General features: G+C 44.1%; 30 protein-coding genes. All 30 read left to right on the top strand.

Features of this window, described 5'->3' with window-relative positions; genetic code table 11:
- The first annotated feature begins 20 nt into the window (after positions 1-20).
- The 30 genes from rpoC (at position 21) to map (ending at position 20,980) form a co-directional block, all read left to right on the top strand.
- Positions 21-3,632, top strand: a complete 3,612-nt coding sequence (gene rpoC, locus BMZ58_RS19425; RefSeq protein ID WP_075038185.1) for a DNA-directed RNA polymerase subunit beta' — start codon at positions 21-23, stop codon at positions 3,630-3,632.
- Positions 3,633-3,773: 141 nt separating this feature from the next.
- On the top strand, positions 3,774-4,025 hold the full coding sequence (locus BMZ58_RS19420) for a 50S ribosomal protein L7ae-like protein (protein ID WP_075038211.1): 252 nt from the start codon (positions 3,774-3,776) through the stop codon (positions 4,023-4,025).
- Positions 4,026-4,117: 92 nt separating this feature from the next.
- Positions 4,118-4,537 (top strand): 30S ribosomal protein S12, encoded by a 420-nt coding sequence (gene rpsL / locus BMZ58_RS19415; protein ID WP_035511702.1) that lies wholly within the window; start codon positions 4,118-4,120, stop codon positions 4,535-4,537.
- Between the two features lie 52 nt (positions 4,538-4,589).
- Positions 4,590-5,060: a 30S ribosomal protein S7 gene (gene rpsG / locus BMZ58_RS19410; RefSeq protein WP_075038184.1), complete on the top strand. Its 471-nt coding sequence runs from the start codon at positions 4,590-4,592 to the stop codon at positions 5,058-5,060.
- Between the two features lie 42 nt (positions 5,061-5,102).
- A complete protein-coding gene (fusA, locus tag BMZ58_RS19405) occupies positions 5,103-7,181 on the top strand; it encodes an elongation factor G (protein WP_075038183.1) in 2,079 nt (692 codons plus the stop codon).
- Positions 7,182-7,305: 124 nt separating this feature from the next.
- Complete coding sequence (gene tuf / locus BMZ58_RS19400) at positions 7,306-8,496, top strand: elongation factor Tu (RefSeq protein WP_075038182.1); 1,191 nt, start codon at positions 7,306-7,308, stop codon at positions 8,494-8,496.
- A 577-nt stretch (positions 8,497-9,073) separates the two neighbouring features.
- The gene (gene rpsJ / locus BMZ58_RS19395) at positions 9,074-9,382 is read left to right on the top strand and encodes a 30S ribosomal protein S10 (RefSeq protein WP_035511694.1); all 309 of its coding nucleotides are present in this window, start codon (positions 9,074-9,076) and stop codon (positions 9,380-9,382) included.
- Positions 9,383-9,414: 32 nt separating this feature from the next.
- Positions 9,415-10,050 carry a 50S ribosomal protein L3 gene (rplC, locus tag BMZ58_RS19390; protein ID WP_075038180.1) on the top strand — a complete coding sequence of 212 codons (636 nt, stop codon included), beginning with the start codon at positions 9,415-9,417 and terminating at the stop codon, positions 10,048-10,050.
- 21 nt (positions 10,051-10,071) lie between these two features.
- Complete coding sequence (gene rplD, locus BMZ58_RS19385) at positions 10,072-10,695, top strand: 50S ribosomal protein L4 (protein ID WP_075038179.1); 624 nt, start codon at positions 10,072-10,074, stop codon at positions 10,693-10,695.
- Complete coding sequence (rplW, locus tag BMZ58_RS19380) at positions 10,695-10,982, top strand: 50S ribosomal protein L23 (protein ID WP_035511690.1); 288 nt, start codon at positions 10,695-10,697, stop codon at positions 10,980-10,982. Before rplD ends, rplW begins: the two co-directional genes overlap by 1 nt.
- Before the next feature lie 34 nt (positions 10,983-11,016).
- Positions 11,017-11,850, top strand: coding sequence for a 50S ribosomal protein L2 (gene rplB / locus BMZ58_RS19375; protein WP_075038178.1), 834 nt, complete (start codon positions 11,017-11,019; stop codon positions 11,848-11,850).
- 57 nt (positions 11,851-11,907) lie between these two features.
- A complete protein-coding gene (rpsS, locus tag BMZ58_RS19370) occupies positions 11,908-12,186 on the top strand; it encodes a 30S ribosomal protein S19 (RefSeq protein ID WP_075038177.1) in 279 nt (92 codons plus the stop codon).
- 20 nt (positions 12,187-12,206) lie between these two features.
- Positions 12,207-12,548 carry a 50S ribosomal protein L22 gene (rplV, locus tag BMZ58_RS19365; RefSeq protein WP_035511684.1) on the top strand — a complete coding sequence of 114 codons (342 nt, stop codon included), beginning with the start codon at positions 12,207-12,209 and terminating at the stop codon, positions 12,546-12,548.
- Between the two features lie 3 nt (positions 12,549-12,551).
- Positions 12,552-13,193, top strand: coding sequence for a 30S ribosomal protein S3 (gene rpsC, locus BMZ58_RS19360; protein WP_075038176.1), 642 nt, complete (start codon positions 12,552-12,554; stop codon positions 13,191-13,193).
- A gap of 18 nt (positions 13,194-13,211) precedes the next feature.
- Positions 13,212-13,646, top strand: coding sequence for a 50S ribosomal protein L16 (gene rplP / locus BMZ58_RS19355; RefSeq protein WP_027953416.1), 435 nt, complete (start codon positions 13,212-13,214; stop codon positions 13,644-13,646).
- Complete coding sequence (gene rpmC / locus BMZ58_RS19350; RefSeq protein WP_008636054.1) at positions 13,636-13,836, top strand: 50S ribosomal protein L29; 201 nt, start codon at positions 13,636-13,638, stop codon at positions 13,834-13,836. The genes rplP and rpmC overlap by 11 nt, the downstream gene beginning before the upstream one ends.
- A gap of 24 nt (positions 13,837-13,860) precedes the next feature.
- On the top strand, positions 13,861-14,124 hold the full coding sequence (rpsQ, locus tag BMZ58_RS19345; RefSeq protein WP_035511679.1) for a 30S ribosomal protein S17: 264 nt from the start codon (positions 13,861-13,863) through the stop codon (positions 14,122-14,124).
- Positions 14,125-14,166: 42 nt separating this feature from the next.
- The gene (rplN, locus tag BMZ58_RS19340) at positions 14,167-14,535 is read left to right on the top strand and encodes a 50S ribosomal protein L14 (protein ID WP_035511677.1); all 369 of its coding nucleotides are present in this window, start codon (positions 14,167-14,169) and stop codon (positions 14,533-14,535) included.
- Positions 14,536-14,575: 40 nt separating this feature from the next.
- The gene (rplX, locus tag BMZ58_RS19335) at positions 14,576-14,887 is read left to right on the top strand and encodes a 50S ribosomal protein L24 (RefSeq protein WP_075038175.1); all 312 of its coding nucleotides are present in this window, start codon (positions 14,576-14,578) and stop codon (positions 14,885-14,887) included.
- Positions 14,888-14,912: 25 nt separating this feature from the next.
- Complete coding sequence (gene rplE / locus BMZ58_RS19330) at positions 14,913-15,452, top strand: 50S ribosomal protein L5 (RefSeq protein WP_075038174.1); 540 nt, start codon at positions 14,913-14,915, stop codon at positions 15,450-15,452.
- Between the two features lie 26 nt (positions 15,453-15,478).
- On the top strand, positions 15,479-15,664 hold the full coding sequence (locus BMZ58_RS19325; protein ID WP_035511674.1) for a type Z 30S ribosomal protein S14: 186 nt from the start codon (positions 15,479-15,481) through the stop codon (positions 15,662-15,664).
- A 30-nt stretch (positions 15,665-15,694) separates the two neighbouring features.
- Positions 15,695-16,093 carry a 30S ribosomal protein S8 gene (rpsH, locus tag BMZ58_RS19320; protein WP_075038173.1) on the top strand — a complete coding sequence of 133 codons (399 nt, stop codon included), beginning with the start codon at positions 15,695-15,697 and terminating at the stop codon, positions 16,091-16,093.
- Between the two features lie 30 nt (positions 16,094-16,123).
- Positions 16,124-16,660 carry a 50S ribosomal protein L6 gene (gene rplF / locus BMZ58_RS19315; RefSeq protein WP_075038172.1) on the top strand — a complete coding sequence of 179 codons (537 nt, stop codon included), beginning with the start codon at positions 16,124-16,126 and terminating at the stop codon, positions 16,658-16,660.
- 35 nt (positions 16,661-16,695) lie between these two features.
- Positions 16,696-17,058, top strand: a complete 363-nt coding sequence (gene rplR / locus BMZ58_RS19310) for a 50S ribosomal protein L18 (protein WP_075038171.1) — start codon at positions 16,696-16,698, stop codon at positions 17,056-17,058.
- 23 nt (positions 17,059-17,081) lie between these two features.
- Entirely contained in the window at positions 17,082-17,576 is a 495-nt protein-coding gene (gene rpsE / locus BMZ58_RS19305) for a 30S ribosomal protein S5 (protein ID WP_341864794.1), read from the top strand.
- An 18-nt stretch (positions 17,577-17,594) separates the two neighbouring features.
- Positions 17,595-17,777 (top strand): 50S ribosomal protein L30, encoded by a 183-nt coding sequence (gene rpmD, locus BMZ58_RS19300; RefSeq protein ID WP_075038169.1) that lies wholly within the window; start codon positions 17,595-17,597, stop codon positions 17,775-17,777.
- A gap of 30 nt (positions 17,778-17,807) precedes the next feature.
- Entirely contained in the window at positions 17,808-18,248 is a 441-nt protein-coding gene (gene rplO, locus BMZ58_RS19295) for a 50S ribosomal protein L15 (protein ID WP_075038168.1), read from the top strand.
- Positions 18,248-19,540 carry a preprotein translocase subunit SecY gene (secY, locus tag BMZ58_RS19290; protein WP_075038167.1) on the top strand — a complete coding sequence of 431 codons (1,293 nt, stop codon included), beginning with the start codon at positions 18,248-18,250 and terminating at the stop codon, positions 19,538-19,540. The genes rplO and secY overlap by 1 nt, the downstream gene beginning before the upstream one ends.
- 43 nt (positions 19,541-19,583) lie before the next feature.
- On the top strand, positions 19,584-20,237 hold the full coding sequence (locus BMZ58_RS19285) for an adenylate kinase (RefSeq protein WP_075038166.1): 654 nt from the start codon (positions 19,584-19,586) through the stop codon (positions 20,235-20,237).
- Positions 20,234-20,980, top strand: coding sequence for a type I methionyl aminopeptidase (gene map, locus BMZ58_RS19280; protein ID WP_075038165.1), 747 nt, complete (start codon positions 20,234-20,236; stop codon positions 20,978-20,980). The genes BMZ58_RS19285 and map overlap by 4 nt, the downstream gene beginning before the upstream one ends.

Genomic DNA, 20,980 nt, shown 5'->3' with positions numbered 1-20,980 from the left:
CTAAAAGGGAGGTAGGCCCCTTGCTAGATGTAAATAACTTTGAGTATATGAAAATAGGCCTCGCTTCACCGGATAAGATTCGTTCTTGGTCCTACGGTGAGGTCAAGAAGCCAGAAACCATCAACTATCGTACGTTGAAACCTGAAAAAGACGGTCTTTTCTGTGAGCGTATTTTCGGCCCGCAGAAAGACTGGGAATGTCACTGTGGAAAATACAAGCGTGTCCGCTATAAAGGTGTCGTTTGTGACCGTTGTGGTGTAGAAGTAACAAAAGCAAAAGTACGTCGTGAGCGTATGGGGCACCTTGAATTAGCTGCCCCCGTCTCTCACATTTGGTACTTCAAAGGAATCCCGAGCCGAATGGGTCTAGTCTTGGATATGTCTCCAAGAGCATTAGAGGAAGTCATCTACTTTGCAGCCTATATCGTCACGGATCCTGGCGAGACTGCTCTTGAGAAAAAGCAATTGCTATCTGAAAAAGAGTATCGTTCATACCGTGAAAAGTTCGGTCAAGGTTTTCAGGCGGCTATGGGTGCAGAAGCTATCCGTAAACTCTTGTATGATATTGATCTTGATGGTGAAGTGGATACACTGAAAGAAGAGCTGAAAACAGCTCAAGGTCAGCGTCGTACACGTGCAATCAAGCGTCTTGAAGTACTAGAGTCGTTCCGCCACTCTGGAAATGATCCTTCATGGATGATCCTAGACGTTCTTCCGGTTATTCCACCGGAGCTTCGTCCAATGGTTCAACTTGATGGGGGGCGTTTCGCCACATCTGATTTGAACGACTTATACCGACGTGTCATTAACCGTAACAACCGCCTGAAGCGTTTGTTGGATCTTGGTGCACCTACAATCATCGTTCAAAATGAGAAGCGTATGCTTCAGGAAGCTGTCGACGCTTTGATTGACAATGGTCGTCGTGGCCGTCCTGTAACAGGACCGGGTAACCGTCCGCTTAAATCTCTTTCTCATATGCTGAAAGGTAAACAAGGACGTTTCCGTCAGAACCTATTAGGTAAACGTGTCGACTATTCAGGCCGTTCTGTTATCGTTGTAGGTCCATCCTTGAAGATGTATCAATGTGGTCTTCCGAAAGAGATGGCACTAGAACTATTCAAACCGTTTGTTATGAAAGAACTCGTATCTCGTGGACTTGCACATAATATCAAGTCAGCGAAACGGAAGATTGAGCGTGTCCACCATGAAGTTTGGGACGTGCTGGAAGATGTCATCAAAGAACACCCTGTACTTCTTAACCGTGCACCAACATTGCACCGTTTAGGTATCCAGGCCTTTGAGCCGACACTTGTAGAAGGTCGTGCTATTCGTCTGCACCCTCTTGTTTGTACGGCATACAACGCCGACTTTGATGGTGACCAGATGGCTGTCCACGTACCATTATCTTCAGAAGCACAGGCAGAAGCTCGTATCTTGATGCTTGCAGCACAGAACATCCTTAATCCTAAGGATGGTAAGCCAGTAGTTACACCTTCACAGGATATGGTATTAGGTAACTATTATTTAACACTGGAACGTGAGGCAGCGATTGGTGAAGGTATGTTCTTCAAAGACTTGAACGAAGCATTGATGGCTTACCAGAACGGATACGCTCACTTGCATACACGAGTGGCTGTCCAAGCAAGCTCATTGAACAATGAAACATTTACTGAAAAACAAAATCAGCAGCTATTACTGACTACGGTTGGTAAATTGATTTTCAATGAAATGCTGCCAAATTCATTCCCGTATATCAACGAACCAACGAAAGAGAACCTGGAAGTGAAGACTCCTGACCATTATTTCGTTGAAAAAGGAACAGATATCCGTGCGGAAATTTCCAAGCGTGAAGAGGTATCTCCGTTCAAGAAAGGAATCTTGGGTGATATCATCGCAGAAGTCTTCAAACGTTTCTCTATCAGTGAAACGTCCAAGATGCTTGACCGCATGAAGGATCTCGGATTTTCTTACTCAACGAAAGCCGGTATCACTGTCGGTGTATCTGACGTTGTTGTACTACCAGAGAAGCAAGAAATTCTAGATGAAGCTCAAGAGAAAGTAGATAAAGTCTTGAAGCAGTTCCGTCGTGGTTTAATCACGGAAGAAGAACGTTATGATCGTGTCATTGAAGTGTGGTCCGCGGCCAAGGATGACATCCAGAACCGTCTGATGAAATCATTGAACCCACGTAACCCGATCTTCATGATGAGTGATTCCGGAGCTCGTGGTAACGCCTCTAACTTCACGCAACTTGCAGGTATGCGTGGTCTGATGGCCAACCCGGCTGGTCGAATTATTGAACTACCGATCAAGTCCAGTTTCCGTGAGGGTCTGACAGTACTTGAATACTTCATCTCTACCCACGGTGCACGTAAAGGTCTTGCCGATACAGCACTGAAAACGGCCGACTCAGGATACTTGACACGTCGACTTGTTGACGTAGCTCAAGATGTCATTGTACGGGAGGATGATTGCGGTACAGACCGAGGACTTCCTGTATCAGCACTAAAAGAAGGTGCGGAAGTTGTTGAACCATTAATCGATCGTTTGATCGGACGTACTGCTTTCCAAACAGTGAAGCATCCTGAAACTGATTCAGTCTTAGTAGAGAGAAATGAAGTAATCTCCGAAGATGTTGCTAGAGCTATTGTCGATGCTGGAATAGAACAAGTCGTGATTCGGACAGCATTCACATGTAACACGAAACACGGCGTATGTAAGAAATGTTATGGCCGTAACCTGGCAACTGGTGATGAAGTTGAAGTGGGTGAAGCAGTTGGAATTATCGCTGCGCAATCCATCGGTGAACCAGGTACACAGCTTACTATGCGTACCTTCCACACAGGTGGTGTAGCAGGAGATGACATCACGCAGGGTCTTCCGCGTATCCAAGAGATCGTTGAAGCACGTAACCCGAAAGGTCAAGCAGTCATCACTGAAATTGATGGAACTGTCCATGATGTCAATGAAGTGAAAGAAAAACTGGAGATTGTTGTCCAGGGCGCTGTAGAGTCTCGATCCTATACTGCTCCATACGGGGCACGTATGAAAGTGAGCGTTGGTGACGAAGTCAAGGCTGGGGAGCCACTGACAGAAGGTTCCATTGATCCTAAAGAATTGCTTACAGTCAAAGGTCTGGACGGAGTACAACAGTATCTCCTTAAAGAAGTTCAGAAAGTTTACCGTATGCAAGGGGTAGAAATCTCTGATAAGCACGTTGAAGTAATGGTTCGCCAAATGCTTCGTAAAGTGCGAGTCCTTGACTCTGGTGATACCGATGTTCTTCCAGGATCACTTCTTGAAATTCACCAGTTCAAAGAAGCGAACCAAAAAGCACTTATGGAGGGTGGACAACCGGCAGTCGGCCGCCCTGTCATCCTCGGTATTACAAAAGCATCTCTTGAAACGGATAGCTTCCTATCAGCAGCATCCTTCCAGGAGACGACACGTGTCCTAACGGATGCAGCCATTAAAGGTAAGCGCGATGAGTTGCTAGGATTGAAAGAGAATGTTATTATCGGTAAGCTTGTTCCTGCTGGTACGGGTATGACTCGATATCGCAAAATCCAAGCTCAATCCGAACAGCAACAGCAAGAGGTTCCAGAAGCAACGGAAGAAGTTACACACTCATAAATAGAGAAGTAGATGTTAACAAGGGGTAAAGTTAACGGAAGTACTAAAAAACTCACCCAAATGCAGTTGACATGCATTTGGGTGAGTGATAATATTATCAAGGTGCTTCCATTTATCCTTGTTACTTTGGAGGATATGAAGATGTCTTATGAAAAAGTAGCACAGGCTAAATCCGATATAATCATTGGAACCAAACAAACACTAAAAGCCATGAAAAATGGTGAAGTGGATGAAGTCATAACGGCTGACGATGCAGATCAGTCAATGACATTTAAAGTAGCTGATATGGCCCGACAACTGAACATTCCTCACACACGGGTAGCCTCTATGAAGGAGCTCGGGAATGCATGTGGTATTGATGTTGGTGCGGCTACAGTGGCGATAAAGCAATAAAGTTTTGGCGTTTTTCGCGAAAGCTTTGTTTTTTGCCTTTTTATGAACCACCTGGATGTGTGGTATTAAATAGACGAAGGGAGGATACAAACATGCCAACAATTAACCAATTGGTACGCAAAGGACGCGTGAGCAAAACGAAGCAGTCTAACTCTCCAGCATTGAACAAAGGTTACAATAGCTATAAGAAGCGTATGACTGACCTTTCTTCTCCACAAAAACGTGGGGTTTGCACACGTGTTGGTACAATGACACCTAAGAAACCGAACTCTGCCCTACGTAAGTATGCACGTGTTCGTCTTACTAACCAGCTAGAGGTTAACGCGTACATTCCTGGAATCGGCCACAATCTGCAAGAGCACAGTGTTGTTCTTATCCGTGGCGGTAAAGTTAAAGACTTGCCAGGTGTGCGTTACCACGTTGTACGCGGTGCTCTTGACACAGCAAGTGTTGATGGCCGTATGCAAGGCCGTTCTAAATACGGTACGAAGAAGCCTAAAGCTAAAAAATAAACGATATGAATATATCGCTTAAATAAATCATTCAAGGAAGGGAGGGGAACATATGCCACGTAAAGGTCCAGTAGCTAAACGTGATGTGTTACCAGATCCGATGTACAACTCTAAGCTTGTCACTCGCTTGATCAACCAAATTATGGTTAACGGTCAGCGCGGTAAAGCTCAGAAAATCCTTTATAAATCTTTTGAACTTGTTCAGGAGCGTAGCGGTAATGACGCTATGGAAACTTTTGATCAAGCGATGAAGAACGTCATGCCTGTATTGGAAGTACGCGCTCGTCGTGTAGGTGGTTCCAACTACCAGGTACCTGTTGAAGTTCGTCCAGAACGTCGTCAGGCGCTAGGCTTGCGTTTTATCGTTAACTATGCGCGTCTTCGCGGAGAGAAAACGATGGAAGAACGCTTGGCTAACGAAATTCTAGATGCAGCGAACAACACTGGTGCATCAGTGAAACGTCGTGAGGAAATGCACAAAATGGCGGAAGCGAACAAAGCATTCGCTCACTATCGTTGGTAATTACCAAAAAAATAAATGTTTAAATAGGAAGGAGAAAGATGCATGGCTAGAGAATTCTCCTTGGAAAAGACCCGTAATATCGGGGTCATGGCTCACATCGACGCTGGTAAAACAACGGCGACAGAGCGTATTCTTTTCTACACAGGACGTATCCACAAAATTGGTGAAACTCATGAAGGAGCTTCCCAAATGGACTGGATGGAGCAGGAACAAGAGCGCGGAATTACAATCACTTCCGCTGCTACAACCGCTCAGTGGAAAGGTCACCGTATTAATATCATCGACACACCTGGACACGTAGACTTCACAGTTGAAGTTGAACGTTCCCTGCGTGTTCTTGATGGTTCCGTAGCTGTTCTTGACGCACAATCCGGCGTTGAGCCCCAAACAGAAACTGTATGGCGCCAAGCTACAACGTACGGTGTGCCGCGTATTGTATTCATTAACAAAATGGACAAAATCGGCGCAGATTTCATTTACTCCCTAGGCACATTGAAAGAACGCCTTGGAGCTAACGCTGCGGCTGTTCAGCTTCCTATTGGTGCGGAAGATGAGTTTGAAGGAATCATCGACCTAGTAACAATGGAAGCCTACTACTACATGGACGACTTGGGAACCCGTGCAGAAGCACGACCAATTCCTGATGAGTACAAAGATCAGGCTGAAGAGTATCGTGGCAAGCTTGTAGAAGCTGTCGCGGAACTTGATGAAGACTTGATGATGCAGTACCTAGAGGGAGAAGAAATCACTAATGAACAGCTGAAAACGGCTATCCGTACAGCTACTCTAAGTGTTGAATTCTACCCAGTGTTCTGCGGTTCTGCTTTCAAGAACAAAGGTGTTCAACTTCTAATCGATGGCGTTATTGATTATCTACCATCTCCTTTAGATGTACCTCCAATTGAAGGTTATGTGCCACAAACAGAAGAAGCTGTTACACGTAAGGCTGACGACAATGAGCCATTCTCTGCTTTGGCATTTAAAGTTGCTACAGACCCTTATGTCGGTAAATTGACATTCTTCCGTGTGTACTCCGGTACATTGAGTGCTGGTTCATACGTGAAAAACTCCACGAAAGATAAGCGTGAGCGTGTAGGTCGTATCCTGCAAATGCACGCAAACTCTCGTGAAGAAATATCTACTGTGTATGCTGGTGATATCGCTGGTGCAGTAGGCCTTAAAGATACAGGAACAGGTGATACTATTTGTGACGAAAAGAGTCTGGTAATTCTTGAGTCCATGGAATTCCCTGAGCCAGTAATCTCTGTTGCGATCGAACCTAAATCTAAAGCTGACCAAGATAAAATGGCTATCGCCCTTGGTAAACTTGCTGAAGAAGACCCAACGTTCCAAACAGAAACTAACATCGAAACAGGCCAGACAATCATCGCTGGTATGGGTGAACTTCACCTTGATATCATCGTTGACCGCCTGAAGCGTGAGTTTAAAGTTGAAGCGAACATTGGCGCTCCACAAGTAGCTTACCGTGAAACTTTCCGTGCTAGCGCACAAGTAGAAGGTAAGTTCGTCCGCCAATCTGGTGGTCGTGGACAGTTCGGTCACGTGTGGGTTGAGTTTGAACCAAATGAAGAAGGCGCCGGATTCGAATTCGTCAATAAGATCGTTGGTGGTGTTGTACCACGCGAATACATCCCATCTGTAGAACAAGGAATCAAAGAATCCTTGGAGAACGGTGTATTAGCTGGATACCCTATGGTAGACATCAAGGCGACTCTTTATGATGGTTCTTACCACGACGTCGACTCTAACGAAATGGCCTTTAAAGTTGCCGCATCTATGGCACTTAAAGAAGCCAAAAACAAGTGTAAGCCTGTTCTACTTGAACCTATGATGAAAGTAGAAGTTGTTATTCCAGAGGAATACATGGGCGATATCATGGGTGACGTAACTTCCCGTCGTGGACGTGTTGAAGGTATGGAAACTCGTGGTAATGCACAAGTGGTTAAAGCATTCGTTCCACTTTCCGAAATGTTCGGTTACGCAACAGCATTGCGTTCCAACACACAAGGTCGTGGTACTTATACTATGCATTTCGACCACTATGAAGAAGTTCCGAAGAGCATCTCTGAGGAAATCATCAAGAAAAATGCTGGTGAATAATTGATTTTTTAGACGAGTTAAAGTATAACTTGTATTGTAAGCTTAGGAGTAACTTTTGTTTACTCCTGAGCTGAATAATAAATCAACAATAAATTTGTTACTTATTTAAAGGAGGAAATATACAATGGGTAAAGAAAAATTCGACCGGTCCAAGTCCCACGTTAACATTGGTACTATCGGACACGTTGACCACGGTAAAACTACTCTAACTGCAGCGATTACTACAGTACTTCATAAGAAATCTGGTTCTGGTGAAGCTATGGCATATGACATGATCGACGGTGCTCCTGAAGAGCGCGAGCGTGGAATCACAATCTCCACTGCACACGTTGAGTATGAAACAGAAACTCGTCACTATGCACACGTTGACTGCCCAGGTCACGCTGACTACGTTAAGAACATGATCACTGGTGCTGCTCAAATGGACGGCGCGATCCTAGTTGTATCTGCAGCTGACGGTCCAATGCCACAAACTCGTGAGCACATCCTACTTTCTAAAAACGTAGGTGTTCCAGCAATCGTTGTATTCTTGAACAAAGTTGACATGGTAGACGACGAAGAGCTTCTTGAACTAGTAGAAATGGAAGTTCGCGATCTACTTTCTGAGTATGACTTCGATGGCGATGATGTACCAGTAATCAGCGGTTCTGCTCTTAAAGCTCTTGAAGGTGAAGAGAAGTACGAGCAAGCTATCTACGACCTTATGGATGCAGTAGATGAGTATGTTCCAACACCAGACCGTGACACTGATAAGCCATTCATGATGCCAGTTGAGGACGTATTCTCCATCACTGGTCGTGGTACAGTTGCAACTGGTCGTGTTGAGCGTGGAACAGTTAAAGTCGGTGACGAAATCGAAATCATCGGTATGGCTGAAGAAGCTCGTAAGACTACAATCACTGGTGTTGAAATGTTCCGTAAGCTTCTTGACTACGCTGAAGCTGGCGATAACATTGGTGCACTTCTTCGTGGTGTTAACCGTGAAGACATCAACCGTGGACAAGTACTAGCTAAGCCTGGTTCTATCACTCCACACACAAACTTCAAATCTGAAGTTTATGTACTAGCTAAAGATGAAGGTGGACGTCACACTCCATTCTTCTCTAACTACCGCCCACAGTTCTACTTCCGTACTACGGACGTAACAGGCGTTATTCAACTTCCTGAAGGTGTAGAAATGGTTATGCCTGGGGATAACGTTGAAATGACTGTAGAACTTATCTCTCCAATCGCGATCGAGGACGGTACTCGTTTCTCCATCCGTGAAGGTGGACGCACAGTAGGTTCTGGCGTAGTTTCTGAAATCACTAAATAATTTCAGTTCTATATAGTAAAAAGAGCAACAGCGCATCGCTGTTGCTCTTTTTTATGGGAAGAATCAAAGCTTGATAGAAAAGTAAGCTGGGTTAAAGGTGTTAAAAAAATGGACTAATTCTACTATTTAAAGTGGAGCCTATGTACAACACAATCAATCGCTTCAATTCACCGTTTGATCCATTTTAAGTTTCATATTTATAAATGGAAGTGTTTACGAGTTTAGAGTGCAGTAACCGTAGTGAATGGATGGTTGATATTTAGTCGTATATTTGTTTTAATGGACAATGGTTTTGAGGAAGCATTCCATCTATATAGGAAGAAATGTGTGAAAGTTTGGTTAGCACTTGAAAAATATGTAGAACGTTAGTATAATATTTTAAGTGTCCGTGTTGAAAATAAATATGGATTTATCCTTGCAATGACCGCATTTCTTCTATATAATGAATAATGTTGGTCATAAAAGGCGATGAAGCGAAAGGTTGTTGACACACCCGGCCCCTTTGCCATGGCTGGTGGTCAAGTTTTTTTCGCGGAGAATGTCTATTTCTAAAATGGGCGAAGAAGGAGGGAAAATAATGGCAAAAGAGAAAATTCGTATTCGTTTAAAAGCGTATGATCACAGAGTACTTGATCAGTCTGCAGAAAAGATCGTTGACACTGCGAAGCGTTCTGGAGCTAATGTATCTGGTCCGATCCCGCTTCCAACTGAACGTTCTGTTTACACAGTACTACGTGCGACTCACAAGTATAAAGATGCTCGTGAGCAGTTCGAAATGCGTACGCACAAACGTCTAATCGACATTGTTAATCCAACACCACAAACTGTTGATTCACTCATGCGTTTGGATCTACCATCTGGTGTGGATATCGAAATCAAACTATAAATAAATCGTTAAGATAATAGGAGGTGTAACGGATGACGAAAGGAATCTTAGGACGTAAAGTCGGCATGACTCAAATTTTCTCTGAAAATGGCGAGTTGATCCCAGTGACAGTTGTTCAGGCTGAACCAAACGTTGTTCTTCAGATGAAAACAATGGAAAACGATGGCTATGAAGCGATTCAACTAGGTTTTGCTGATGAAAAGTCAAACCGCTTGAAGAAAGCTGCTCAAGGGCATGCTGAAAAAGCAAGTACAACACCTAAGCGCTACATTCGTGAATTCCGTAATACAAACCTTAATGACTATGAACTTGGTCAAGAGGTTAAAGTTGATATTTTCGAAGCTGGTGACGCAATCGACGTTACAGGAACTTCAAAAGGTAAAGGTTTCCAGGGTGCAATCAAGCGCCATAACCAAGCTACTGGTCCTAAAACCCACGGTTCTCGTTTCCAACGTCGTTCTGGTTCCATGGGGCAAGGTGCTGACCCATCAAAAGTCTTCAAAGGTAAAGGCCTTGCAGGACAAATGGGTAGCGAGCAAGTAACCCTGCAAAACCTTGAAGTTGTTAAAGTTGACGCTGAGCGCAACCTACTACTTATCAAAGGTAATGTACCAGGTGCGAAAAAGTCTTACGTTAAAATCACAAGTGCAAATAAGGCTAGCAAATAATAAACGAAGGGAGGATATGTCATGCCTAAAGTAGCACTATTAAACCAAAGCGGTTCTAACGTTGGTGAAATCGAACTAAACGAATCCGTTTTCGGTATCGAACCTAATACTCACGTATTACATGAAACTGTGTTGATGCAACGCGCGAATCTTCGCCAGGGCACACACAAAGTAAAAGGACGCTCTGAAGTTAGTGGCGGTGGACGTAAACCATGGCGTCAAAAAGGTACAGGCCGTGCGCGTCAAGGATCCATCCGTTCCCCACAATGGGTAGGCGGTGGAACTGTATTCGGTCCAACACCACGCAGCTACAGCTACACTGTGCCTAAAAAAGTACGTCGTTTGGCACTACAGTCTGCTTACTCTTCTAAAGTGAAAGAGGACAATATCATTGTTCTTGAGAGCCTTTCTCTAGACGCTCCTAAGACTAAAGAAGTTGCTAACATTCTTAAAGCGCTGGACGTCAATGAAAAGGCATTGATCGTGACAGCAGAGAAAGATGAAAACATCACTCTTTCTTCTAACAATATCCCTACAGTGAACAGTCTTCCTGTAGAACAAGTAAGTGTGTTAGACTTACTAACGCATGACAAGCTGATCCTTACTAAGGAAGCAGCTGAAAAAGCAGGGGAGGTGCTCTCATAATGAAAGAACCACGCGACATCATTAAGCGCCCTGTCATTACTGAACATTCTGCTGATCTTATGGGAGAAAAGAAATATACGTTTGAAGTTAGCCCGAAAGCTAACAAAACTGAGATTAAAAAAGCAGTTGAAGAAATCTTTGGTGTAAATGTTGCATCAGTCAACACAATGAACCTTAAAGGTAAATTCAAGCGTATGGGTCGTTACGGCGGTTACCGCTCTGATCGTAAGAAAGCAGTCATCACTTTGACTCAGGACAGTGAAGAACTAGAATTCTTCGAAGTTTAATATACTAAATGATTAATGAAGGAGGGAAATAAAGATGGCGATTAAAAAGTTCAGACCAATCACAAACGGTCGTCGACACATGTCAGTTTCTGATTTCGCTGAAATCACAACCGACAAACCTGAACGCTCCCTTGTCACTCCACTTCACAAAAAAGGTGGACGTAACAACCAAGGTAAGCTGACAGTTCGTCATCAGGGCGGAGGTCATAAGCGTCAGTATCGTATTATTGACTTTAAGCGTGACAAAGATGGAATACCTGGACGCGTTGCTACAGTTGAATACGATCCGAACCGCTCCGCTAACATTGCACTAATCAACTATGTTGATGGTGAAAAACGTTACATCCTGGCTCCTAAAGGTGTTAAGGTTGGAACGGAAATTCTTTCTGGTGAAGGTGCAGATATCAAACCAGGTAACGCACTTCAACTTAAAGATATCCCAGTTGGTACAATCGTACACAACGTTGAATTAAAACCAGGTCGCGGAGGACAGCTTGTCCGTTCTGCAGGTGCTTCTGCACAAATCCTGGGTCGCGAAGAAAAATATACGCTCGTACGCCTTGCATCTGGTGAAGTTCGTCTGGTACTAAGTGCTTGCCGTGCTACTATCGGTCAAGTCGGTAACCTAGAACACGAACTTATCAGTGTTGGTAAAGCCGGACGTTCTCGTTGGAAAGGTAAGCGCCCTACAGTGCGTGGTTCTGTAATGAACCCTAGTGATCACCCACACGGTGGTGGTGAAGGACGTGCACCAATCGGTATGCCATCTCCTGTATCTCCATGGGGTAAACCAACTCTTGGATACAAAACGAGAAAACGCAACAAGCAGTCTGATAAATATATCGTACGTAGACGCGGTAAAAAATAACGGGGTTGTCGGGCGGGCAATAAAACCCGTCTCTCAATCGCGAAGGGAGGTTTATTCATGGGCCGCAGCCTGAAAAAAGGACCTTTTGTAGATGATCATTTAATGAACAAAGTCGAGAAGTTGAACGAAGATAACAAACAGCAGGTCGTAAAGACTTGGTCTCGTCGTTCCACTATCTTCCCTAACTTTGTCGGACACACAATTGCCGTTTATGACGGACGCAAGCACGTACCAGTTTATGTTACTGAAGACATGGTAGGTCATAAACTAGGTGAATTCGCGCCAACCCGTACGTTCAAGGGACACTCTGGCGACGATAAGAAAACAAAACGTTAATATAGAGAGGAGGCACTCTAATGCAAGCTAAAGCAGTTGCGAAAACCGTTCGTATCGCTCCTCGTAAAGCTCGTTTGGTAATTGATTTAATTCGAGGAAAAAATGTAGGTGAAGCTCTAGCTACACTACGACTGACACAACGTGGCGCATCTCCAGTAGTCGAGAAACTTCTTAACTCTGCGATCGCCAACGCAGAACACAACTATGAAATGGATCCGGAAAACCTATACGTTTCCGAAGCGTTTGTAAACGAAGGTGTAACACTTAAACGTTTCCGCCCTCGTGCAATGGGCCGCGCAAGCCAAATCAACAAACGCACAAGCCACATTACAGTGGTCGTATCAGAAAAAAAGGAGGGATAATCAGTGGGTCAAAAAATTAATCCGGTAGGTCTTCGTATCGGCGTTATCCGCGATTGGGAATCCAAGTGGTACGCTGGCAAAGACTATGCAGACTTGTTACATGAAGACATTAAGATTCGTGAATATGTTGAAAATCGTCTTAAAGATGCTGCTCTTTCTACGGTAGAAATCGAACGTGCAGCGAACCGTGTAAACATTACTGTGCACACAGCTAAGCCAGGAATGGTTATCGGTAAAGGCGGTTCAGAAGTAGAAGCACTTCGTAAAGCTCTAAACCAACTAACTGGCAAACGCGTTCACATCAACATCATTGAAGTGAAAAAGCCAGATCTAGACGCTACCCTTGTAGCAGACAATATCGCACGTCAATTGGAAAACCGCGTATCTTTCCGTCGTGCTCAAAAACAAACAATCCAACGCGCAATGCGTGCAGGAGCTAAAGGTATTCGTACCCAAGTATCTGGTCGTCTAGGTGGCGCGGATATCGCTCGTGCTGAATATTACAGTGAAGGAACAGTACCACTACACACACTTCGTGCAGATATCGATTACGGAACTGCTGAAGCTGACACCACTTACGGTAAGCTTGGTGTTAAAGTGTGGATCTATCGTGGAGAAGTCCTTCCAACTAAAACTGATAAGTAAGGAAGGGGGAAAAGCATTATGTTAATGCCTAAACGTGTTAAATATCGTCGTCAACACCGCACTAGCTTAAAAGGCCGCGCTAAAGGCGGTACGGAAGTAGCGTTCGGTGAGTATGGTTTGCAAGCAATCGATCCAGCATGGATCACAGCCCGTCAAATCGAGGCAGCGCGTATTGCGATGACTCGTTACATGAAACGTGGCGGTAAAGTTTGGATTAAAATCTTCCCTGATAAGCCTTATACTGCTAAGCCCCTAGAAGTACGTATGGGTTCCGGTAAAGGTGCTCCAGAAGGTTTCGTCGCTGTCGTGAAGCCAGGGAAAATCATGTTCGAGATCGCAGGTGTATCAGAAGAGGTTGCACGCGAAGCGCTGCGTCTTGCTTCACATAAACTGCCGATCCGTACAAAATTCGTAAAACGTGAAGAAATTGGTGGTGAAATCAATGAAGGCTAATGAGATCCGTGAATTAACCACTGCCGAAATTGAACAAAAAGTTAAGTCTCTTAAAGAAGAACTTTTCAACCTACGCTTCCAATTGGCAACAGGTCAACTTGAGAACACTGCACGTATCCGTGAAGTTCGCAAGTCCATCGCTCGTATGAAGACTGTTGCTCGTGAACGTGAGCTAGGCGTAAATAACTAATAGATGAGAGGAGGTCACCCTCACATGACTGAACGTAATAATCGTAAAGTTTATACTGGCCGTGTTGTTTCTGACAAAATGGATAAAACCATCACTGTACTAGTAGAAACTTATAAGTTCCACAAGCTTTACGGCAAGCGCGTAAAGTATTCTAAAAAGTTCAAAGCACATGACGAAAACAACCAAGCAAAAAATGGCGACATCGTAAGCATCATGGAAACTCGTCCGTTGTCAGCTTCCAAGCGTTTCCGTTTGCTAGAAGTTGTTGAAGAGTCTGTCATTATCTAAATAAAATTCGCTCGGAGTTAATCCGAAGGGAGGTTACATGGTATGATTCAACAGGAGTCTCGTCTGAAAGTTGCAGATAACTCTGGTGCACGTGAAATCCAAACGATTAAAGTCTTGGGTGGATCTGGCCGTAAGACAGCTAACATTGGTGATATCATCACTGCTACTGTGAAACAGGCAACACCAGGGGGCGTTGTTAAAAAAGGTGAAGTAGTGAAAGCAGTTATTGTACGTTCTAAGAGTGGGGTACGCCGTAAAGATGGTTCTTACATCCGTTTTGATGAAAACGCAGCAGTAATCGTTCGTGATGATAAAGGGCCACGCGGTACTCGTATCTTTGGACCGGTTGCTCGTGAACTTCGTGATGCTAAATTCATGAAGATTGTATCTCTAGCTCCAGAAGTATTATAAAAGTCTGAATGAAATGCCTTGTTAAGGAGGTGCGCGAAGAATGCACGTAAAAAAAGGTGACAAAGTAATGGTCATTACTGGTAAGGATAAAGGCAAACAAGGAACAGTCCTTGAAGCTTATCCGAAAAAAGATCGTGTTCTTGTGGAAGGTGTAAACGAAGTGAAAAAACACGCTAAACCTTCTCAGGAGAATCCTCAGGGTGGTATCTTGACACAAGAAGCAGCGATTCACGTATCCAACGTAATGCCGATCGATCCTAAGACTGGCGAGCCGACACGTGTTGGTTACAAAGTCGAAGACGGTAAGAAAGTTCGTATCGCGAAAAAATCTGGTGAAGCACTAGATAAATAAGCCATAAATGAAAGGAGGGCACACGATGAACGAACTAAAGAAACAATATCAAGAAGAAATTGTTCCATCTCTGATGAACAAGTTTGAATATGATTCCATCATGCAAACACCTAAAATTGAGAAAATCGTAATCAACATGGGTGTTGGCGATGCTGTTCAGAACGCAAAAGCACTTGATACAGCAGTAGAAGAACTTACAACGATCACTGGTCAAAAACCAGTTATCACTAAAGCTAAGAAATCAATTGCTGGATTCCGCCTACGTGAAGGTATGCCAATCGGCGCGAAGGTAACTCTTCGTGGAGAGCGTATGTACGAATTCTTCCAAAAGCTGATCGCCGTATCTCTACCACGTGTGCGTGACTTCCGTGGTATTTCTAAGAAAGCTTTTGATGGTCGTGGAAACTACACGCTAGGTGTTAAAGAGCAATTGATTTTCCCAGAAATCGACTACGATAAAGTAAATAAAGTGCGTGGTATGGATATCGTTATCGTCACAACTGCTGACTCTGACGAAGAAGCACGTGAACTATTAGCTCAATTCGGTATGCCGTTCCAAAAATAATGAGCTAACTATAAGGAGGGAAAATAGTGGCTAAAAAATCAATGGTCGCGAAGCAACAGCGTAAACAGAAATACCAAGTACGCGAATACACTCGTTGTGAACGCTGCGGACGCCCGCATTCCGTACTTCGTAAGTTTAAGCTTTGCCGTATTTGTTTCCGTGAACTTGCATATAAAGGACAAATCCCTGGTGTCAAAAAAGCCAGCTGGTAAACCCGAAACAGGGAAGGAGGTAAATGAGTTATGACAATGACAGATCCAATTGCAGATATGCTGACACGTATTCGTAACGCCAATATGGTACGTCACGAGAAGCTTGAACTTCCAGCTTCCAACGTAAAGAAAGAAATCGCTGATATCCTTAAGCGTGAAGGTTTTGTACGTGACTATGAGTTTGTAGAAGACAACAAACAAGGTGTCCTTCGCATCTTCCTTAAGTACGGTCAAAACAACGAGCGTGTAATCTCTGGTGTGAAGCGTATCAGTAAACCAGGTCTACGTGTTTACGCTAACGCTGAAGAACTTCCTAAAGTTCTTAACGGTTTAGGTGTAGCCGTCGTATCCACTTCAAAAGGTGTATTGACAGACAAAGAAGCTCGTGAACAAGCCATCGGTGGCGAAGTTCTAGCTTACGTCTGGTAAAAAAACAGATCAGACAGGAGGTGCAAAAATATGTCTCGCGTAGGTTTAAAAACTCTTGAAATCCCTGAAGGTGTAGAAATCATTCAGGATAATAACACAATTACGGTTAAGGGGCCTAAAGGTGAATTGACTCGTACTTTCCACAAGGATATTACGGTTAAGGTCGAGGATAACGTTCTATCTGTAGCACGTCCAAGCGACCATAAAGATCACCGTGCTCTTCACGGTACTACACGCAGCCTGATCGCTAACATGGTTGAAGGTGTTTCTAAAGGCTTTGAAAAGAGCCTTGAAATCATCGGTGTAGGTTACCGTGCTCAGAAACAGGGTCAAAATGTAGTCATCAACGCTGGTTACTCTCACCCTGTTGAAGTCGAGAACCGTGAAGGTATCGAAATCGAAGTCCCTTCTAACACAAAGGTTACAGTTAAAGGAATCGACAAAGAACTAGTCGGCGCTGTTGCAGCGAAGATTCGTGCAATCCGTCCTCCAGAGCCTTATAAAGGTAAAGGAATTCGCTACGAAGGCGAACATGTACGCAGAAAAGAAGGTAAAACAGCTAAGTAAGGTTCTTAGGTAATGTATAGAAAGGAGTGACCCAGATGATCACGAAGGCAGATAAAAATGTCGTACGTAAAAAGCGTCACGCGCGCGTTCGTAAAAACGTATTTGGCACAGCGGAACGCCCACGTTTGAACGTATACCGCTCTAACAAACACATTTATGCTCAACTAATCAATGATGAAAGCCAAGTAACAGTAGCAAGTGCATCCACTGTTGACAATGACTTCAATCTTGATGCTACAGGCAATGTAGAGGCTGCTCAAAAAGTCGGTGAAATGGTAGCGAAGCGTGCGATCGACAATGGTTTTAAAGTTGTTGTATTCGACCGCGGAGGTTACTTGTACCATGGCCGTGTAAAAGCCCTAGCAGAAGCCGCTCGCGAAGCCGGCCTAGAATTTTAATAGTTAAAGGAGGGACATAAATGATTACAAACATCGACCCTAACAAACTTGATCTTGAAGAACGCGTAGTTACCATCAACCGTGTAGCTAAGGTAGTAAAAGGTGGACGTCGTTTCCGTTTTGCTGCATTGGTTGTAGTAGGAGATAAAAATGGTCATGTCGGATTCGGTACAGGTAAAGCCCAAGAGGTACCGGAAGCGATCAAGAAAGCCATTGATGATGCGAAGAAAAATCTAATCACAGTATCTGTTAAAGGCACGACGATTCCACACGAAATCAACGGACGTTTTGGTGCAGGTAACATTCTTATGAAACCAGCAGCAGAAGGTACTGGAGTTATCGCTGGTGGACCAGTACGTGCGGTACTTGAGCTTGCAGGTGTTCAAGATATTCTATCTAAGTCACTTGGTTCTAACACACCGATCAACATGGTACGTGCTACAATCACTGGACTTAGCGAGCTTAAGCGCGCAGAAGATGTCGCAAAACTTCGTGGCAAGTCTGTAGAAGAACTGTAGGATAAGGAGGGAAATAAAATGGCTAAACAGTTAGAAATTACCCTCACGCGCAGTGTTATTGGTAGACCGCAAGATCAGCGCTCTACTGTCAAGGCGCTAGGTCTGAATAAGATCCGTCAAACTGTCGTACTTGAAGATAACCCAGCGATCCGAGGTATGGCTAAAAAGGTGTCTCACCTAGTTTCGGTTAAAGAAGTATAATCTTACAAAAGTTATAAGGAGGTGCAACGCATGAAACTTCATGAACTAAAAGCGGCTAAAGGCACTCGTAAAGAACGTAACCGCGTAGGTCGTGGAATGGCTTCTGGTAACGGTAAGACTTCCGGACGTGGACACAAAGGTCAAGGTCAACGTTCTGGCAGCAAAACTCGTCCAGGTTTCGAAGGTGGTCAAATGCCACTATTCCAACGTCTACCTAAGCGTGGTTTCACTAACGTTCACCGTAAGGAATTTGCGATTATCAACCTTGATGCACTGAATCGTTTTGAAGAAGGCACAGAGGTTACTCCTGAGCTATTGCTAGAGTCTGGTGTGGTGAGTAATCAAAAAGCCGGAATCAAAGTGCTAGCTAAAGGTTCAATCGAGAAAAAACTTACAGTGAAAGCTCACAAGTTCTCTGCTTCCGCTAAAGAAGCAATTGAAGCAGCGGGCGGTCAAACTGAGGTGATTTAATGTTCCGGACAATCTCCAATTTTATGCGCGTGGGTGACATTCGACGGAAGATCATATTCACTTTGTTGATGCTCGTTGTTTTTCGCCTGGGAACATTCATCCCGGTTCCTTTTACAAACAGAGAAGCCATCAATTTCATGGATGAACAAAATGCGTTCGGCTTTCTGAACACATTTGGAGGCGGGGCATTGCAAAACTTCTCCATCTTTGCTATGGGGATCATGCCCTATATCACTGCCTCCATCATCATGCAATTGTTGCAGATGGACGTTGTTCCTAAGTTTGCGGAATGGAAAAAGCAAGGTGAGGTTGGCCGTCGAAAATTAGCTCAGTTTACCCGCTATGGAACGATCGTTCTCGCTTTTATTCAAGCAATCGGCATGTCTATAGGTTTTAACGCTCTGGCAGGGGGTCAGCTGATCGCAAACCCGGGCGTAACAACATTCTTGATTATTGCCCTTGTTTTAACGGGCGGAACTGCGTTTCTTATGTGGCTTGGTGAGCAAATCACTTCACATGGCGTTGGAAATGGTATTTCCATCCTGATTTTCGCAGGAATCGTAGCAGCAATCCCAACAGGGGTGAACCAGTTGTATGATCAGTATATTTCCGGTGCTGGAGAAGAATTGTTCATCAACTTAGTAATCATTGCTTTGATTGTGCTTGTCATCGTTGCGGTCGTTGTCGGTGTAATATTCATCCAACAAGCCCTTCGTAAGATTCCTATTCAATATGCGAAACGATTGGTTAATCGTTCACCAGTAGGTGGGCATTCCACTCATTTACCACTAAAAGTGAATGCAGCAGGAGTCATCCCGGTCATTTTTGCGATTTCATTCATTATCGCACCAAGAACCGTTGCTGGGCTTTTCGAGAACAGCGAAGTTGCTTCTGTCATTCAATATATATTTGACTATCAAAACTGGCCTGGAATGATCATCTATGTAGCATTGATCATCGCTTTCACTTACTTCTATACATTTGTTCAGGTGAACCCGGAACAAATGGCCGAAAACTTGAAGAAGCAAGGCGGGTATATCCCAGGCATTCGTCCTGGTGCTAATACGGAAACGTATTTAACACGGGTGATGTACCGATTGACATTCGTAGGTTCCATCTTTCTTGCAGCTGTATCAATCTTACCGATTATCTTGGGCTCTGCTGCGCAGCTGCCTCCAAGTATTCAAATCGGAGGAACTGGATTGCTCATCGTAGTTGGTGTTGCTTTACAGGTTATGAAACAGCTCGAAAGCCAGTTAGTGAAACGTCACTATGAAGGATTCATTAAATAATTAGTGTCAAAACTAATGAATAAACGAGAGCGAGGGGAAAACGTTGAATTTAATTCTGATGGGTCTCCCTGGTGCTGGTAAAGGCACACAGGCTGAGAAGATAGTCGAAAAATATAACATCCCTCATATCTCAACAGGAGATATGTTCCGTTTAGCTATCAAAGAAGGAACAGCACTTGGCAAAGAAGCCAAATCCTATATGGACAAAGGTGAGTTGGTTCCTGATGAAGTAACCATCGGAATCGTTCGCGAGCGTCTAAGCAAACCTGATTGTCAAAAAGGTTTCCTACTAGATGGTTTCCCGAGGACAATCGCCCAAGCAGAAGCACTTGAGAATCTCTTGTCAGATATGGAAGAGTCTTTAGACTATGTACTTCATATCGATGTTCCTAAGGAGCAACTCATCGAGCGTCTGACTGGACGACGCATCTGCCCGACCTGTGGGGCAACCTATCATGTAGTCTTCAACCCACCGAAAGTGGATGGTAAATGTGACCATGATGGTTCTGAATTGATTCAACGTGAAGATGATCAACCGGAAACCGTAAGAAAGCGTATTGAGGTTAATGTCGAGCAAACACAACCTCTACTTGATTTCTATCGTGGCAAAGGTTATTTGGTATCATTCGAAGGTGATAGAGATATCAACGAAGTATTCAAAGACATCGATCAAAAGCTGGGGGAACTAGCTGAATGATTATTTGTAAGACTCCACGGGAATTGGATATTATGCGTGAAGCAGGGCGAATTGTCGCTTTGACACACAAGAAACTGAAACAAAACATCCGACCAGGTATAACTACCGGAGAATTGGATAAGATTGCTGATGAATTCATACGCAGTATGGATGCAATCCCATCTTTTAAAGGTTATAATGGATTCCGTGGCAGTATCTGTGCATCTGTCAACGAAGAATTAGTCCATGGTATCCCTGGTGACAGGGTCCTGGACGACGGTGATATTATTAGCATCGATATCGGTGCCAAATATAAAGGTTATCATGGTGATTCAGCATGGACGTATCCAGTTGGCACTGTGAATAATGAAGACATGGAATTGCTGAAAGTTACTGAGCAAGCATTGTTTAAAGGACTTGATGAAGCGAAACCAGGTGTACGCCTTTCAAATATATCCCATGCTATTCAGAGTTATGTCGAACCAGAGGGTTTTTCGATTGTTAGAGAATACGTAGGGCACGGAGTGGGGCAGGAACTTCATGAGGATCCCCAGATCCCTCATTATGGACCACCCAACAAAGGACCACGTCTCAAACCCGGAATGGTTTTGGCGGTTGAACCAATGGTGAATGCTGGCTCTCGTTATGTGAAGACGCTCGGCGATCATTGGACGGTAGTCACTCAAGATGGAAAGATGTGCGCCCATTTCGAGCACACCATCGCGATTACGGAGGAAGGATACGAAATCCTTACTAAATCCTAA

This window comes from Halobacillus dabanensis, from assembly GCF_900114165.1.
In the GTDB taxonomy this organism is placed as follows: Bacteria; Bacillota; Bacilli; order Bacillales; family Halobacillaceae; genus Halobacillus; species Halobacillus dabanensis.
This window is presented reverse-complemented; position numbering and strand designations above follow the sequence as displayed.

Excerpts from the sequence above, each read along its gene's own strand:
- rpsG (WP_075038184.1), top strand. The coding sequence starts at position 4,590 with ATGCCACGTAAAGGTCCAGTAGCTAAACGTGATGTGTTACCAGATCCG.
- secY (WP_075038167.1), top strand. The coding sequence starts at position 18,248 with ATGTTCCGGACAATCTCCAATTTTATGCGCGTGGGTGACATTCGACGG.
- tuf (WP_075038182.1), top strand. The coding sequence starts at position 7,306 with ATGGGTAAAGAAAAATTCGACCGGTCCAAGTCCCACGTTAACATTGGT.
- rplR (WP_075038171.1), top strand. The coding sequence starts at position 16,696 with ATGATCACGAAGGCAGATAAAAATGTCGTACGTAAAAAGCGTCACGCG.
- fusA (WP_075038183.1), top strand. The coding sequence starts at position 5,103 with ATGGCTAGAGAATTCTCCTTGGAAAAGACCCGTAATATCGGGGTCATG.
- BMZ58_RS19420 (WP_075038211.1), top strand. The coding sequence starts at position 3,774 with ATGTCTTATGAAAAAGTAGCACAGGCTAAATCCGATATAATCATTGGA.
- rplX (WP_075038175.1), top strand. The coding sequence starts at position 14,576 with ATGCACGTAAAAAAAGGTGACAAAGTAATGGTCATTACTGGTAAGGAT.
- rpsL (WP_035511702.1), top strand. The coding sequence starts at position 4,118 with ATGCCAACAATTAACCAATTGGTACGCAAAGGACGCGTGAGCAAAACG.
- rplN (WP_035511677.1), top strand. The coding sequence starts at position 14,167 with ATGATTCAACAGGAGTCTCGTCTGAAAGTTGCAGATAACTCTGGTGCA.
- rpmD (WP_075038169.1), top strand. The coding sequence starts at position 17,595 with ATGGCTAAACAGTTAGAAATTACCCTCACGCGCAGTGTTATTGGTAGA.
- rplO (WP_075038168.1), top strand. The coding sequence starts at position 17,808 with ATGAAACTTCATGAACTAAAAGCGGCTAAAGGCACTCGTAAAGAACGT.
- rplB (WP_075038178.1), top strand. The coding sequence starts at position 11,017 with ATGGCGATTAAAAAGTTCAGACCAATCACAAACGGTCGTCGACACATG.
- rpmC (WP_008636054.1), top strand. The coding sequence starts at position 13,636 with ATGAAGGCTAATGAGATCCGTGAATTAACCACTGCCGAAATTGAACAA.
- rpsS (WP_075038177.1), top strand. The coding sequence starts at position 11,908 with ATGGGCCGCAGCCTGAAAAAAGGACCTTTTGTAGATGATCATTTAATG.
- rplF (WP_075038172.1), top strand. The coding sequence starts at position 16,124 with ATGTCTCGCGTAGGTTTAAAAACTCTTGAAATCCCTGAAGGTGTAGAA.
- rplW (WP_035511690.1), top strand. The coding sequence starts at position 10,695 with ATGAAAGAACCACGCGACATCATTAAGCGCCCTGTCATTACTGAACAT.
- map (WP_075038165.1), top strand. The coding sequence starts at position 20,234 with ATGATTATTTGTAAGACTCCACGGGAATTGGATATTATGCGTGAAGCA.
- rplE (WP_075038174.1), top strand. The coding sequence starts at position 14,913 with ATGAACGAACTAAAGAAACAATATCAAGAAGAAATTGTTCCATCTCTG.
- rplD (WP_075038179.1), top strand. The coding sequence starts at position 10,072 with ATGCCTAAAGTAGCACTATTAAACCAAAGCGGTTCTAACGTTGGTGAA.
- rpsJ (WP_035511694.1), top strand. The coding sequence starts at position 9,074 with ATGGCAAAAGAGAAAATTCGTATTCGTTTAAAAGCGTATGATCACAGA.
- rpsH (WP_075038173.1), top strand. The coding sequence starts at position 15,695 with ATGACAATGACAGATCCAATTGCAGATATGCTGACACGTATTCGTAAC.
- rplV (WP_035511684.1), top strand. The coding sequence starts at position 12,207 with ATGCAAGCTAAAGCAGTTGCGAAAACCGTTCGTATCGCTCCTCGTAAA.
- rplP (WP_027953416.1), top strand. The coding sequence starts at position 13,212 with ATGTTAATGCCTAAACGTGTTAAATATCGTCGTCAACACCGCACTAGC.
- rpsQ (WP_035511679.1), top strand. The coding sequence starts at position 13,861 with ATGACTGAACGTAATAATCGTAAAGTTTATACTGGCCGTGTTGTTTCT.
- rplC (WP_075038180.1), top strand. The coding sequence starts at position 9,415 with ATGACGAAAGGAATCTTAGGACGTAAAGTCGGCATGACTCAAATTTTC.